This window comes from Acidicapsa acidisoli, assembly GCF_025685625.1.
Taxonomy (GTDB): Bacteria; Acidobacteriota; Terriglobia; order Terriglobales; family Acidobacteriaceae; genus Acidicapsa; species Acidicapsa acidisoli.
On record NZ_JAGSYI010000002.1, the window covers coordinates 212,964 to 228,229 of the forward strand.

General features: G+C 56.6%; 12 protein-coding genes and 1 pseudogene. 11 read left to right on the forward strand and 2 right to left on the reverse strand.

The window, feature by feature from the left end; genetic code table 11:
• Positions 1-161: 161 nt before the first annotated feature.
• Positions 162-725, reverse strand: a complete 564-nt coding sequence (locus tag OHL23_RS10995) for a hypothetical protein (RefSeq protein ID WP_263351932.1) — start codon at positions 723-725, stop codon at positions 162-164.
• A gap of 219 nt (positions 726-944) precedes the next feature.
• Here OHL23_RS10995 and OHL23_RS11000 point away from each other — a divergent pair, with 219 nt between their 5' ends.
• The 11 genes and pseudogenes from OHL23_RS11000 to OHL23_RS11045 all read left to right on the forward strand — a co-directional run bounded on the left by OHL23_RS11000 (position 945) and on the right by OHL23_RS11045 (position 13,730).
• A complete protein-coding gene (locus OHL23_RS11000) occupies positions 945-2,063 on the forward strand; it encodes a sensor histidine kinase (protein WP_263351933.1) in 1,119 nt (372 codons plus the stop codon).
• Positions 2,054-2,821 carry a LytR/AlgR family response regulator transcription factor gene (locus tag OHL23_RS11005; RefSeq protein WP_263351934.1) on the forward strand — a complete coding sequence of 256 codons (768 nt, stop codon included), beginning with the start codon at positions 2,054-2,056 and terminating at the stop codon, positions 2,819-2,821. The genes OHL23_RS11000 and OHL23_RS11005 overlap by 10 nt, the downstream gene beginning before the upstream one ends.
• A gap of 117 nt (positions 2,822-2,938) precedes the next feature.
• Positions 2,939-3,250 carry a hypothetical protein gene (locus OHL23_RS11010; protein ID WP_263351935.1) on the forward strand — a complete coding sequence of 104 codons (312 nt, stop codon included), beginning with the start codon at positions 2,939-2,941 and terminating at the stop codon, positions 3,248-3,250.
• A 212-nt stretch (positions 3,251-3,462) separates the two neighbouring features.
• Positions 3,463-3,780 (forward strand): annotated as a pseudogene (locus OHL23_RS11015) (DDE-type integrase/transposase/recombinase); the annotation flags it as partial.
• Positions 3,781-4,439: 659 nt separating this feature from the next.
• Entirely contained in the window at positions 4,440-5,711 is a 1,272-nt protein-coding gene (locus OHL23_RS11020; RefSeq protein WP_263353222.1) for an aldehyde dehydrogenase family protein, read from the forward strand.
• Positions 5,712-5,877: 166 nt separating this feature from the next.
• Positions 5,878-7,491 carry a benzoylformate decarboxylase gene (gene mdlC / locus OHL23_RS11025; RefSeq protein WP_263351936.1) on the forward strand — a complete coding sequence of 538 codons (1,614 nt, stop codon included), beginning with the start codon at positions 5,878-5,880 and terminating at the stop codon, positions 7,489-7,491.
• 71 nt (positions 7,492-7,562) lie between these two features.
• Positions 7,563-8,420 (forward strand): amidohydrolase family protein, encoded by an 858-nt coding sequence (locus tag OHL23_RS11030; RefSeq protein ID WP_263351937.1) that lies wholly within the window; start codon positions 7,563-7,565, stop codon positions 8,418-8,420.
• A 27-nt stretch (positions 8,421-8,447) separates the two neighbouring features.
• Positions 8,448-8,606 carry an amidohydrolase family protein gene (locus OHL23_RS28820; RefSeq protein ID WP_396127371.1) on the forward strand — a complete coding sequence of 53 codons (159 nt, stop codon included), beginning with the start codon at positions 8,448-8,450 and terminating at the stop codon, positions 8,604-8,606.
• Positions 8,607-9,104: 498 nt separating this feature from the next.
• Positions 9,105-9,251: a hypothetical protein gene (locus OHL23_RS11035; protein ID WP_263351938.1), complete on the forward strand. Its 147-nt coding sequence runs from the start codon at positions 9,105-9,107 to the stop codon at positions 9,249-9,251.
• A 968-nt stretch (positions 9,252-10,219) separates the two neighbouring features.
• The gene (locus OHL23_RS11040; RefSeq protein WP_263351939.1) at positions 10,220-13,123 is read left to right on the forward strand and encodes an Ig-like domain repeat protein; all 2,904 of its coding nucleotides are present in this window, start codon (positions 10,220-10,222) and stop codon (positions 13,121-13,123) included.
• A gap of 7 nt (positions 13,124-13,130) precedes the next feature.
• Positions 13,131-13,730 (forward strand): hypothetical protein, encoded by a 600-nt coding sequence (locus tag OHL23_RS11045; RefSeq protein ID WP_263351940.1) that lies wholly within the window; start codon positions 13,131-13,133, stop codon positions 13,728-13,730.
• Positions 13,731-13,966: 236 nt separating this feature from the next.
• Here OHL23_RS11045 and OHL23_RS11050 read toward each other — a convergent pair whose 3' ends face one another.
• Positions 13,967-15,049 (reverse strand): acyltransferase, encoded by a 1,083-nt coding sequence (locus OHL23_RS11050; RefSeq protein ID WP_263351941.1) that lies wholly within the window; start codon positions 15,047-15,049, stop codon positions 13,967-13,969.
• Positions 15,050-15,266 lie beyond the last annotated feature (217 nt).

A 15,266-nucleotide genomic window follows, 5' to 3' on the forward strand; every position in this document is an offset into this window, starting at 1 on the left:
TAAGGAAGCCTCAATTGAATTGCTTGATTCTCATGCGCAAAGCTCAAAGCGGATTCGCTGCCTTGTGGTGAAAGACAGAAATGGATCGCTTCGGCTACTGGCGCTCCGATGTCCGCCTGCTTCAGAATCCCAATAGAGGATCAGACTCAGGACCTGGCGATCTAGTGCTGCATGGTTGCAGCGTCGGCGCCGCACTTTACGTCGGGGTTCCAAACTGAAAAAAGACCGCTCGGGCTTCGCTTCCACACCCAGACGTGGAGAAACCAGAAGCCCAGGCCAGGCGCCGTCTTGAGGTCTTGCCCCATAATGCGCGGGGGCTCAGCGGACTTCCACGCGGATGCTGGCACGTAGAATTCAACCCCATTCAGCTGGAAGGTGCCGTCCGGCCTCTTCTCGTAGACCAGCACTTCCGGATGTTCGACATCGAGTGTCGCGTCGAATAGTGCCTCGTTGTTAAAGTGGTAGCCCATCGCGCCCGCCGGTTGATGTTGGACGCAACCAGTTGCGAGCTTGTACCCGGCGGCTTCGGCTGCCTCGCTCGTCTGAAACTTGGCCGTCGCCTCACGAATTTTCGCGACGTCGCGGTCTATGTCGTCACCCAGCCCGGTTGGAAGAATACCCGGCGCGTGGCCCGTGACCGTGGCGCCTGTTTGCGCCATAGCTGCACATACAAACACAAATATCACGGACAATACTCCAGCGATCTTCCCACTCAATCGATTCATTGTTGTTGTCCTTTCGAAATCGGTTGTTGTCTTCTGCATGGGTTGAATCTAGCGGGGTGGCGGAGTAGAGCGACACGTTTTTTTGACAAACTGTCTCGCGGGCATGCCTAACTGGACTGAAGCCTCGGCGAACGCGGTTGATTATCGCGACAAGCGCTTCGTCAACGCTAGCCGGTCCGGGGCTGCCCGTGGCAGAATGAAGCCGTGATATCGCCTCGAGTGCGAAAGCAGATCCGACTGATCGTTGGCCTCTGGCTGGCCTGGACTATCGTCGGGCTTTTCTACATTACCCAGGACTCGGTGCCACGGCTCTATCGGGGCCAGGCGGTGGCCTGGAAGTACGTGTTCGTCGGCTGGATGGTGGGTGTGTACGTCTGTGCCGTGCTCACGCCGGCTGTCCTTTGGCTCGGCAACAAGTGGCCTGTCGAGCGCCGAGTCACCAATGCTGGATACCATCTCGGTTTCAGTGTGGTCTTCTCGATCCTGGCGTCTACGATGGAAGTCCCTGTGCTGCTGCTGCTCGGCGTTTTCCCGGCCTCGCACCAACCTACGCTTGTCGCGGGCATCAAACTGTTTCTCTCATTTGGCATTCAGGGAGGCGTCATCCGGTATTGGGCCGTGATCGCGCTTCAAGCTGTGTACCGGTCGCAGAAGAATGCGAAGATTCGCGAACGGGAGGCATTTGAGCTGAGGGTGCAGGCTTCTGAACTCGCGAAGCAACTCGCCACGGCGCAGCTCGGCGCTCTCAAGATGCAGTTGCAGCCTCACTTTCTCTTCAATACGCTCGGCGCCATCATGGTCTTGATCCAACAAGAGAAAGCCGCGCAGGCCGGAGCGATGGTCGCGGGGCTCGGCGATCTCCTTCGTCTCACGCTCGAAGACGTGGAGGCGCAGGAAATCCCGCTGTGGCGCGAGGTGGAATTCCTGCGGCTGTACCTCTCGATTGAGCAGATGCGTTTCGAAGACCGGCTGCAGGTGCGCATTGCCTTGCCCCCCGCTCTGTCTGACGTTCTTGTACCCCATATGGTGCTTCAGCCGATCGTCGAGAACGCTGTTCGCCATGGCCTTTGTGAGAGCGAAGAAGAGGTAACGATCGACGTGAGCGCCACCAGCGCGGACGGCTCACTCGCGCTCATCGTGTCGGACGATGGGCCGGGACTGTTGTCACCCAGGCCCGGTCACTCTGGTATCGGGCTGACGAATACGAGGGCCCGCTTGGCGAGGCTTTATGGCGATCGTGCGCGTCTCGACGTCGAGCAAGCAAGAGGCCGGGGCGTACGCGTCACGATCACATTGCCCATCCGGGCGCTGCAATCAGAAGAAGGACCATGCGATTGAGAGTTCTTGTCGTGGATGACGAGCCACTCGCTCGCGAGGGGTTGAAACTACTGCTCAGCCGTCAGCCGCAGGTCGAATCCGTCCTGGAGGCGCGAAACGGAAGAGAAGCAATCGCCCGCATTCGCGAACAGAAGCCGGACCTGGCGCTCCTCGATGTGCAGATGCCGCGCACCGATGGCTTTGCGGTCGTCAACACCATTGGCGCAGAACGCATGCCGCCGGTAATCTTCGTAACTGCTCATGACCAGTACGCGATTCGGGCCTTCGAGATCGCGGCAATCGACTATCTGCTTAAGCCGGTCACGGAGGAACGCTTTGCGCTGGCGTTTGGCCGCGCCATCCGTAGGCTACGAGACGTGCCACAAGAGGAGAGCGCACGGCAAGTGCTGGCGATGCTGGATGCCGTCGCCAAGCCGCCACGCCAGCTTGAGCGGTTCGCAGTTAGGTCTGGAGAGCGCACGATCTTCGTGCCAGTGGATGAGGTGGATTGGATCGAAGCGTTCCAGAACTACGTCCGACTACATACGGGCCGGGCAACCCATCTTCTGCACGTGCCTATGAATACGATCGACGCCGTGCTCGATTCCAGCCGTTTCCTGCGCATTCATCGATCGCACATCGTAAACGTCCAACGCATTGCGCAATTGTGGTCGATCGCGCACGGTCAGTATGAGGTAGAGCTCAGGTCGGGACAGCGTCTGCAAACGGGGCGCACGTACAATGAGCGGATCCGTCGGGCGCTTACGAACCCATTCTAACCGTTCCGGTTGACAAAAACCTATCTCCACCTGGCCGGCACGAACCGTGGGAGGAGTCCAGACCGTTTTTCCGGCTATGGTGCGAGTCTGAGTAGGGACAGGCGGCCCTGAACAATCATGCGCGCCGGTCGAACCAACCTGGCACCTGTCACTTACGGCAACAACAGTAGAGCCTTAGCCCATCGTCAGATTTCACCCGACATCGCTGCAAATCTGAAAGAGATCAGCGAGCTGCTCGGGCCAGCAAACATTGAAGATCGCGGCCAGGCCAAGCTGCGAGCAATTTCGGATTTCGTCGCAAATGACATGAATGCGGTTGATCGACTGATCAAGTCCGGCGCGAAAAACCAGGATGTGCTGGCTCAGCGAAAGAAGCGCCTTCTCGATTTTCAACAGACGATACGAAGGAGCGAGGATTTGGGCAAATAGCCTTTGCCCTTTGCCAGATTTCACTCGACTGCTCCGATTGGCTCAGCCACAGCATAATTCAATCGCCATCGAGGCCTTGATGCGGTAAGGGTATATAAATGACGCGTGATGGTGGGAGTACTCCGTTCAGTTCGCGGACAAAGGCGATGTAGTGACCTAGGCCGCGTCGTAGTAGTGCTAGGCGCGGCTGATTACCTCTTGGCGAGTGGAAGTATCTGTTCCGGGCTGTCGACAAGCACGCCAGGCAGATCGACTTCATGCTGATGGACCGGCGAAACACACGCGCTCCCCATCGTTTTCTGGGCAAAACATTGACAACAATGCGCCACTGGCCGCCGTCCTCTATCACAACTGACCAGCTCGGCTCCTATCTTAAAGCGCTCAGTCAGCTGCAACGAGAAGGCAAGCTGCAGGGCGATACGAAGCATCGCACCTGCAAGTACCTCAACAACATCATCGAGGCAGGTCATCGGACCCACCCGAGGCTTTCAGACAATGAAGACGGCTTCCGCTACGATCAAGGGCTTTGAAGTGATGCGGATGATCCACAGAAACCATTGCCTCACCTGCAAGCCGTGCGTGAAGGACGAGATCCGCTTCATCAACTAGCTGTTCGATGTCTTTGAGATTGCCGCCTAAACATTACCAAAACAAAGATGAACTGGGCATCAACAAGTTAATACAACAGTGCCGCTAAAGATGTTGCCCGGAACCTTCCTGAGGAGAAACCTGCCGTATCGCCTCGCGAAGCCATGTATGCCGCGCGTCCGTAGTGAGCCTCGGATGCGAGACCATCAGGAAATGAAATGGATACAACTCTTGTGGCGCTTTCACGATCCGCAAGGTGGAATTCCTTTCCACCATCTCCCTCATGCCATTGGTAAGTGTGAGGATAAGTTCCGTGCCTGGAAGGCAGCTAAGGGCGGCACCAAAATAGGGCATACGGACAGAAGAACGGCGCTTTACACCCAACGCGGCAAGCTGCTTATCCGGAATGTTCTACACGCTTGGGATAGTTGTGACAATAAGGTGCTCCGCAGCCAGGTACTGCTTCAGTGTCAGGCGATCGCCAAACTTGCTCTGGCGCGCAACAGCGCAGATCCAGTCCTCACGGTAAAGTCTCTGCGAACTGAAGTGAGAGGGCAGTAATCCATCGTCAGGGTGAAGAATTTGGAAAGAGAATCGGCAACTGCGCGCGAAAGTGCTCAATCAGATTGCAGATCGATTCGAAGCACGGCGCGACGATCTTATTTATATTCTTTCGCTCGAGAACGGCAAGGTCCACGCGGAGGCAGCTCTTGAAGTAGATATGATCCCGACGAGGCTCCGGTATTGGGCATCGGCTGTTCTTACCAACTATGGCCGAGCGCTAGAAGTTGAGCCGGGGCGTCTCTCGTTTTTACTCAAGACACCGATCGGTGTTGCCGGCATCATCGCCCCCTTCAACTCTCCCCTCGTACTGGCGGTGCGGTCTCTGGCTCCTGCCCTCGCGGCCGGAGTTACGACTGTCATTAAGCTGCCGGGAAACACAGCTCAGACCAATTGCATGTTCAGCCAGGTATTGGCTGAGGTAGCAGATTTGCCGCGCGGTGTCATCAACGTTTTCAGCGAAAGTGGCTCAGACGGCTCGTCGCTGCTCGTGGAATCAAAGGATGTTCGCGTGATCAGTTTCACCGGCAGTACAAAAACAGCGAAGATCATTTCTGCGGCTGGAGCTCCGACGCTGAAGATCTTCCAGACAGAACTTGGCGGCAAGACGCCCATGATCGTTTTTGATGATGCCGACCTGAATGCCGCAGTCCCCAAAATCGAAAAAGCTCTGACGGTGTTCGCGGGGCAGTTTTGCGTGACAGGTTCTCGACTGCTCGTACAACGCGGCGTTGCCGACAAATTTCGAGAGCTCATCAAAAATCGCCTGGAGCGAGTGAAGGTTGGTCCGGCTTCAGATCCTTCCAGTGATATGGGTCCGGTGATCGATAAACTAAATGTCGTCCGCATCGACAAGATGGTGGAAGACGCGATTGCCGCGGGAGCAAAGGTGATCCTGCGTGGCGGACCAATTAAGGATGGACCACTGGCCAGGGGCGCATTCTATCGTCCCACTTTGCTTGAAGTGACGGATCCGAAAGTACCAATCGTGCAAGAGGAAGTCTTCGGTCCTGTGCTGACGATGATGGTTTTCGATTCCGAAGCCGAAGCCGTGCAGCTGGCCAACGACAGTGAATATGGTCTTTCAGCGAGTATCTGGACGAGTGATGTAGATCGTCCGTTCCGTGTGGCACGGGAAATCGATGCCGGCACGATTTGGATCAATGATTGGGCGGTGTTCTGGAGTGAGTTTGAAGATGGCTCCTTCAAGCGCAGCGGCAACGGGCGAATGGACGGTCAAACCGCCATCGAAGATTTTCTAGAGTACAAGCACATCGCGTTCAACTCCGGAGTTATCGCTCGCGTAGCCTGAACATTTTTAGATGCGTTGAACCGAACGCGCAGGTAGAAGCACTGAAACAATGCAAGGCAAAATCGCTCTTGAACAGCATTACTCGACAGAGCCGAACAACAAGTACTGGAATGCAAAGGGCGACCTCAACCGGCCGTCAAAAGCATAACCGCAACAGGAGAATGAAATGAGTTCGAATACTTCTCTCCCCCTCAACAAAAGAACCTTGACCGTCCGGGACGCGGTCTTCGATCTACTCCGTGAACTGGGCATGCGCACCATATTCGGAAACCCGGGATCGACAGAGCTTGCCTTCCTCACACCCTGGCCTGCAGACCTACATTACGTCCTGGCGCTACAAGAGGCGTCGGCGGTAGCTATGGCTGACGCATATGCGCAGGCCACGGGAAACGCCGCCTTCGTTAACCTGCCCTCCGCGGCGGGACTCGGCAATGGTCTTGGAACGTTGTACACAGCGTTTCGTAACCAGTCGCCCTTGATCGTTACCGCTGGTCAGCAGACGCGCAGTCTGCTTCTCTATGATCCTTACTTAGGCGCAGAGCGAGCGACAGAATTTCCCCGGCCGTACGTGAAGTGGGCTTGTGAGCCAGCGCGAGCAGAGGATGTGCCGGCTACCATCGCTCAAGCGTACGCCATTGCCATGGAGCGTCCGCGCGGCCCGGTATTTGTGTCGATTCCTTCGGACGATTGGGATAAGCCTACGGTTCCCGTGCACGCACGCCGACACACCTGGGACGTGGCGCCACTACAGACGAGCATTGCCGAACTGGCGGATGCTCTGACTGTAAGCAAAAAACCCGCACTTGTTGTTGGCTCTGAAGTGGACCGGCAAGACGCGTATGCGCTCGCAGTCGAACTCGCAGAACAGCTCAACATTCCGGTCTTCGAGGCTCCGAACAGCAGCCGTTCAAGATTTCCCGAGGATCACCGTCTCTTCGCCGGATTTCTTCCGGCAATTCCGGAGCATTTGTCCGATGCATTGCAGAGCTTTGATCTGGTGCTCGTCATTGGCGCTCCCGTGTTCAGCTTTCACGTGCCGGGAAAAGCCGCCATCTTTGACTCCGGTCCTAGGATTTTTCAGATAACTGATAATCCTCTCTCCGCGGCGCGAAGCCAGGCGACGGACACGATCGTGGGGTCCATGGTTCCTGCGCTGAACGGCTTGCTGCAATGTTTGCCCAAGTCCTCTCATAAAGGGCCGCAGATTCCTCGCCTTATCGTTCCAGTTGAGGCCAGAGATCCGATACAGCCTGACTTCGCAATGCAAGAGATTGCGCGCGCCGTCGGTCGCGACATCATCGTCGTCGAGGAGGCACCCTCGCACCGGCCCTCAATGCAGAAACATCTCCCGATACTCCGCCCCAAAGGTTTTTACACGATGGCCAGTGGAGGATTGGGCTGGGGACTGCCGGCGGCCGTCGGTGTCGCGCTTGCCGAAAAACAACCCGTGATCTGCCTCATCGGAGACGGCTCGGCCATGTACTCCATCCAGGCCCTTTGGACCGCCGTACAGGAGAAGCTTCCCATGGTCATGATTGTCCTGAACAACCATGGCTACGGCGCAATGAAATCCTTCAGCCAACTCCTGGGGACCAGTGAACCTCCCGGAATCCGCCTCCCGGGGATTTCGTATCCCGACGTCGCTCGCGGATTCGGGGCGGTCGGAGTTGAAGTCACGCGGTCAAGCGATATCTACCAGGCACTGCAAAGAGCCATTCAAAGAGAGGTCCCAACCTTGATCGACATTCAGATGGATCCTAACGCCGGCGATCTTTACTGAAAGAGCGTCGACGTTCCTGGATATGCAGCGAACGCCTCACACAACTTCACCTTACTAAGGAGAATCAAATCATGAAGGTCATCGCATTTGAAGAGCACTACAAAATACCCGCTATTGAGCAGGCCAACAAAAATCATCCGGCTGAACAAGTGTGTGCCCATTGGCAAAAAGTGGGTCGATACCTCGGTGACCCATCGCAAGGTATACCACCCGGTATCTACGATCTCGGCGAGAAACGGATTGCTGCGATGGACGCGGCTGGAATCGATGTTCAGATCCTTTCCCACACTGTGCCGGGCCCGGAGGAGTTGGAGCCAAAGCTTGCGATTGAGTTAGCTAAACAAGCGAATGATGCGGCGAATGCGGCAGTCACCCAATATCCGGACAGATTTCGCGCCTTTGCTACATTGCCGATGCGCGATCCCAAAGCGGCGGCTGAGGAGCTTGAGCGCACAGTCCGCAAACTGGGCTTTGTCGGCGCATTGATCAACGGACATGTGAACGGCCGGTATCTGGATGACAAGTTCTTCTGGCCGGTATTTGAGTGCGCCGAAAGCCTGAACGTTCCGATCTATCTCCACCCAAACCGGCCGCCTCAACCGGTTGTAAGTGCCTATTACGAGGGGTTCAATCCTTTTGTATCCGGCTTTCTAGCGCAGGCTGGCGTTGGCTGGCATGTTGACACGGGTGTTCATGTCCTGAGACTGATTCTTGGCGGCGTATTTGATGCGTTCCCACGTTTGCAGGTTATTGTGGGACACAATTTCGAAATACTTAGCTGGACTGCATGGCGCGCGAACTATTCGTTCCCACCGAAAGAGACGGGACTCAAGCGCACTATCATTGATTACCTTCGTGAAAACCTTTATGGCGGAATACTGGCAGGAGAGTACCAGGACCAGGTGCCCGGCGCGATGGATAAGAGCTGAAATTCGGCGTACCAAGCCTATCTGGGCCTGACGAACACGATCGGTATCGACCGCGTCCTCTTCACCGCGGACGCTCCATACGGCAGCATGAAAGCCGGTAGGCAGTTCTTCGAACAGATGCCCATCGACGCTAATGACAAGGAGAAGATCGCGCACCTCAATGCGGAGCGTCTACTCGGGCTCTGATTCGAAGCCTAGACACTTGGACGGCCAGCCTAAACCTTTCTGGCCGTCCAAACGCGACGTGGTGAGATCAGTAAAGAGAGTAGTATCTCCTACGGCGAAAGTCTGAGGTCGGAGTGAGGCTTTGCTTGGTTTGGAGGAGGGAGCGCGCGGAACGACTGGTAGACACGCGCCTCCCTAGAGACCTCTGCTCTCGTGAGGGCTTCTGGGCGTATGCCGCCGCATACCACGCGGAACACCCAGAACCGTCAGCGAAACCCGGATTACCAATCGGCCCTGACCCCGCCCCAATCGGCAAGCTACCCGGTCGCAACCAAGGGATTTTCGCAAACGCAGGAACCGACTGCCCAGGAAATTCTGGCTAGTGTTCGGTCAGTGACGGGAGGAGGCAACTGGAATCGCCTTTCCGAGTGTAAGTCGGAAGGCAAGTTTAGAGTTGCCGGCTACACTGGCACTTATCGCGCTGTAGCAAACCTCCAGACAGGCGAGACAGTCTAGCGTGTGCAAATCCCTGACGCCGGCGTGAACCAGGCCTCGGGTACAGAAATCACCCAAAGCTGGAAGCAGGACGATGAGGGAGACATCCAGCTGCCGCTTGACGGCGATCCTTTTCGCATCGACGAGCTTTACCTCACCAGCCGCGGTTAGGTTTCCGGAGTTATTCTCGCCGCCAAGACGTTCCTCGCTTCGTGGATGCTAAACCACCAACGCACAGATGGCTGAGCTTCGCGAATCATGGTTTCTTGCATCGAACGCCAAAGCTTACTGGTCATCGGTAATGCTGTCGTCAGGTCTTCAGAAAGCCCCTCTCGCCGTGCAGGATGCCGTGAAGAGCTACGGATAGGTGTCGATAATCTGGGCTAGTACCACGGCGTCTTCCCAATGCAGTCAAATCGTGCAACACGCGAAGCGTGTTAACTTTGAAATGCCTTCCGATTTGTCGGCGTAGAGTGTCGTTTGTCGCGGGCCTTAGACTAGCCTGGGGCGTCGGGCTAAGTTGGTGCACACAATGAGGAGGTTCCGCTTGAATAAGACTTCGTTAGAGCCACCCCGACTGTGGGAATATTCTTACCTCATGCACGGAAACAAGGCTTCTTCCAGGGATCGATTCCCTCTCTCAGGCCCAGACGAAACGGCGAAACACGACTACTTCTGGTCACTTGTGAGTACCGCCAAGGTGGTATTACTCTTGAGGGGGAAAATACGCTACTGTCTTATTTACGTGATTGTTCAGCACCTCGTACTGAACAGGGTGCTGCACAATAATCCACGCAAAGTCGGGCTGTAAGAAATTGCCCATAACCCAAAACTACTCGCTATTGAAAACTAACTCGAAGCGATCAACGTTGATCAGACCTTCCTTAGCCTGCCTGTGGAAAGCTGGATTTGCGTGTCTTGGTCATCAGCGGTGAACGCGTGAGCCCAAGTTGACTAACCAAAGGAAGCACTCAGCACTGGGAAGGCCCATGGTGTCGTACATGAACTGCGCAACGGTTGTAATCGGCCATATCAAAGATCCCGAAAGCAAGTTCCGTGGGATTCCCCGAGTTATGCGAAAGACGGCGGAGAGTCTTTCTAAGTCAGCCTGCCGCTCTACCGCAGGGAAACCTTCGGCCATGCGCCCGATGTCGAGCTGGGGGGGAATTTTCGTCTTAGCTGCGATTCTCTTCTCACTTACGAGCGCCCAGGGACAAACCCTCTTCGGACCGCAAAATGTCGGCTCCGCTTCCGCTGCCCAGACTGTCACCGTCACTGCTCAGGTTGCCGGTCAGGTGAGCAGCGTACAGGTGTTGACCCTCGGCGTAAGCAACCTCGACTTTGCGGCCGGCAGCGTCGGATCGACGTGTGCCTCCGCCAACCTGTCGCTGAATCAGACGTGCACGGAATCCGTTATCTTCACTCCCACAGCTCCCGGCCTGCGCAACGGCGCCGTTCTGCTTCTGGACAGCAACGGCAATGTGCTTGGCTCCACCTACCTGGCAGGCACCGGATTGGGCGGTTTGGGAGTCTTCCAACCGGGCCAAATGTTGACGGTCGCCGGGAACGGTCAATTTCGAGGGGTACTGGATGGAGGACCAGCCACGTTAGCGAATCTGGATTTGCCATCCGGCGTAGCTACCGATGGCGCCGGAAACCTGTACATCGCGGATAGTGCACACGACAGAATCCGCAAGGTCAATGCCGCGGGCATCATTTCTACCATTGCGGGAAATGGCAACCCCAGCTATGCGGGCGACAACGGACCGGCAGTTGTCGCCACTCTGAACACACCCTCGGGCATTACGATTGACGGGGCCGGCAATCTGTACATCGCTGATACCGGCAACAATGCGGTGCGCAAAATTACGGCCGCCACCGGGATAATTACGACCGTGGCTGGCAACGGAACGGCCGGTTACAACGGAGATAACGTACTGGCAACTGCGGCCAACCTCAGCGCGCCGTCGGGCGTCACGGTCGACAATGGCGGAAACATCTATATTGCGGACACCCACAATCACCGCATCCGCCTGGTAACCCTTGCGACTGGCTTGATCTCGACCGTTGCGGGCAATGGGGCCATTGACCCCGCCACTGGTGGCGGCACGTTCTCAGGCGATGGAGGTACGGCCGTTCTCGCCGGTCTCTATTACCCGGATACGGTTGCCTTCGATACCGCCGGCAACATGTACATTCCAGACTCGGGCAACAACCGCGTTCGCGAAGTTTCTGCTTCGACCAAGAACATCAGTACCTTTGCCGGCACGGGAGCAGGCGGCTATAACGGCGACGGCATCGCGGCCTCTGCGGCAGAACTCTACTACCCCTCCGGCCTGGCATTCGATCCCGCCGGCAATCTCTACATCGCGGATTCAGCAAACAATCGAATCCGCAAAGTGAGCTCCGCTGACGGCACCATCACGACCTTCGCCGGGAATGGCAACGGACTCTATTTCGTAGGCTCCGGAGCCGCCACCGTCGCCCAAATTTACAGCCCCATCGGCCTTTGGTTCGATCAAAAGGGGAACCTCTACATCGCCGATTATTTCGATCAGCGCATTCGCGAAGTGCAAGACAATTTCTTTGAGGTGAGGCTCACTGGCTCGCTCGCCGTCGGCCAAACCTCGCCGGCGGAGCCGGCGACTATCGAGAACGATGGCAACGCAGCGCTCGACTTTACTGCCTTCAATCCAGATGCCAATTCAGCCGTCGTTGCCGCTTCGACCACTTGTCCGCTGGGTTCCCCTGACGTGGCGGTGAACAACGACTGTATCGTCGCTGTGGAGTTTGCCCCGACCGTGGCGGGCAATCCTGTGACCGCCTTTGTGAGTGTCCTAGGCGATACCCCGAACTCTCCAATGAAAATTCAAATAGGCGGAGTTGCGGTCCCAGCTGCCGGTTCGACCACGACGACAGTTACTTCCAGTCTTAACCCCTCGACGCTCGGACAAAATGTGACCTTCACTGCCACGGTCACCACCGGCACGGGAACAGGCACGCTGACCGGCACGGTCAGCTTCAGCGATGGCACGACAGTTCTCGCCGCCGCAGTTCCGCTCAATGCCGGCGTCGCGACCTTCACTACCTCGGCGCTAACGGTGGGGTCGCATTCAATCACGGCCTCCTACAGCGGCGACTCGGGCCATTCTTCCAGCACTTCCACGCCTCCGTATGTCCAGGTGGTGAACCAGGTGTTCAGCCCCACCGTCACGGCAGTAACCTCCAGCCTCAATCCTTCGACTTTCGGTCAGGGCGTGACATTCACTGCCGAAGTCTCCACGGTTGCAGGCACAGGCAATCTGACCGGCACTATAAGCTTCAGCGATGGAGCAAAGGTTCTGGCGGCTGCAGTACCGCTCAGCGCGGGCGTAGCTACCTTCGCTACATCGACGCTGGCGGTTGGGTCGCATTCGATCACGGCTTCCTACAGCGGCGACTCGAGCCATTCTCCCAGCACCTCCACGCCTCCCCTGATCCAGACAGTGTACCCGGCTGGCACCACCGGCGGCTTCGACCTCAGCGTTACTCCCGCTACGCTTACTCTGGCTAGCTCGCAGAGCACGACAGTCACGGCGACTCTGTCCTCGAGGAACGGCTTCACCGATACGATCGGGTTGGGCTGTGCATCTCTCCCTGCTGCCGTCACCTGCCATTTCTCCAGCATCAGCGAAACCCTGAAGGCAGGCGCAGTCGACAAAGTACAGCTCACCATCGACACCAACAATCCGTTGAGTGGAGGCACGACGAGCGCCGCGAATTCCCATACTGACGGCCAAGCCAGGTATCTTGCAGGAGTATTCTTCCCGCTTGCCGGTGTTTTCGGCTGGCTTCTGTGGAGGCACCGGAGGCGTCACGCCATGCTGTTCCACGCTGGAGTGCTCTTCCTGCTCGTTTCCAGCGCAGCCTTGCTGGTGACCGGCTGTGGCGGGTTCACCCAAAACAGCGCCGCGCCAGGCACCTACGTTATTCAAGTAGTGGGCGTCGGCGCCAACAGCAACATGACCCAATCTCAGAATGTAACTCTGACGATTACGAAGTAGGGGCGAGATGAAGAGCTTCCATAGCGTGAATCTGGTGCGGGGCGGACGGCTCGACATCCGGTGGCGGCGTACCGCAGTACTTCCCCTGGTGCTATTGGCGCTCTCCATCGTCCTGGCGAAACCTGCGCTTGGCCAGGTGAGGGAGTCGGCCGAGGTCGGTGGAGTGATGCTTTCGGCGGGAGGGTCCTTTTCCGGTTACTACGTCGGATATGGCCAGCGCAAGCTGTTTGGCCCCACCGCGTTCGTCGACGTCACCCCCAGGGGCCCCCTTGGCATTGAAGCCGAAGCGCGCTGGCTCAAGCTGAATGAGACAGCCTACGTGCACGACGAGACCTACCTCATAGGGCCCCGCTTCGCCTTCAAAGAGCTGGGCCGGTTCAAGCCGTACGCCAAAGTCCTTTTCGGAGTTGGCCAATTCACGTTTCCCTACAACTACGCGCACGGCACTTACTTTGTGGTAGCGCCGGGCGCCGGATGCGATTTCCGCGTCAATCGCCGAATCTACCTGCGCCTCGCGGATTTTGAATACCAGGACTGGCCCCAATTCACTTACGGCGCGCTCCCTTCCTATGGCATCAGCTCCGGCATCCGTATTCGCCTCTTCTGATCACGGTGATTGTTCCGGTCGCAGTAAAAATGCTCCACCGGGCCGAGCTTGCGAATGAATCTACGGATCGATTCCTCGCGATTAGCGATCGTATCCAGGCTACAAACTTCGCCAGTTGGCTCGGCAATCGCCACGGCGATGAGGCAGGAAAATGATGAAGACCGGCTTGGAAACAGAATCCCCTGCGGTGCTTCTCAAACTCGTCGAAAAGGCCGAGCGACCAATTTTGGAAGGCTTTAGCCGACGATGTATTTGCTCCCCGGCAACAATGAGATCAGCTTGACCCCGAGATAGGTAATAAGGAAAGTAGTGAATGCGATCGCTGGAATGCGCACAAACGCATTTCCGATTATGGGCGCCATGCGGGTATGAATGGCGTTGAGTACGATGATGTGCGCCAGGTACATGCCATAGCTCATGCGCGAAAGATCGTCTATCAATCGCCATAGGAGGCTGTTGCTGCGATTCGCATGAATGTTTCGGAAGAGCAGGAAGAGTCCTGCAGTCATGATCGCAACGTTCAGTATGGTGAAATTCCATGTCAGCTCGAGACTCTTTACTTCATGCTCGTAGCGAAGTCTGTAGAGAAACCCTCCGGCGGTAGCAGAATAACCCACCACAATCATGCCGATTGCGAGCCAGTCGATACGCGACGAAGGCGCCATCCAGAATCGCTTGATGTAGGCGGCCAGTACGGCATAGCCGATGAAGCCTGAGAAGTAGTAGAGGGTTGGCGTTGCATTCCAATAACACTCGCCCCACACCTCTGCGAAGAAGAGGTGAATGAAGGGCAGCGTCAATGTCACGCCCCACAGCGCCAGGAAGAGTTCCATGCTCTTGCGGCTTGCCGATACGATCCACGGCGAGAACACGGGTGCGATTAGGTAGATCGCCATCAGCATGTAGACGAACCACAGATGGCCGACTTCGGTGCCGTAGTTGACGGGGATTTTGGCGATGTTGAGCAATGCGGTATGAAGAGTGATCGCTCCTTGCGCGTAGTAATAGAAGGCGTAGACTGCGCACCAGATCACGAAGGGAATCAATACACGGGTGAAGCGCTTCCGGAAGAATTTACGCTCATCTTCGATGGGAAAAAGGAAGAATCCGGTAATCATGACGAACAGCGGCACGCAGACGCGCAGGAGCGAGTTTGTCCATCCCACGGCCCAGGACCCCGCCGTGTGCAGTACGGTTCCGTTTGATGATATGTACTCGAACTCGCCGGTGTGGATCTGCATGACCATGTAAATCGCAATAACGCGCAAGAGATCGAAGCCGCGATGCCGCGTGTGGACGGGAGAAGCTGAGATTTTCAAGATATGCGGGCTCCAGTCATTCAAAGATGATAGTGAAAGCCTCGTTGGCGAAAACGGTGTAATGGGAAGCTGCTAGAAAAGTTGACAGACCGCGTTGTGCCCCGATGCTAAACCCGTTGATGATAAATCCTCGGGCCGCTCATCGAGGTGTTCTGGCGAGGATTACGTCAAAACTGAAAATACGCTTACCAATATGCACTCAAAACGAGGCCAGTTG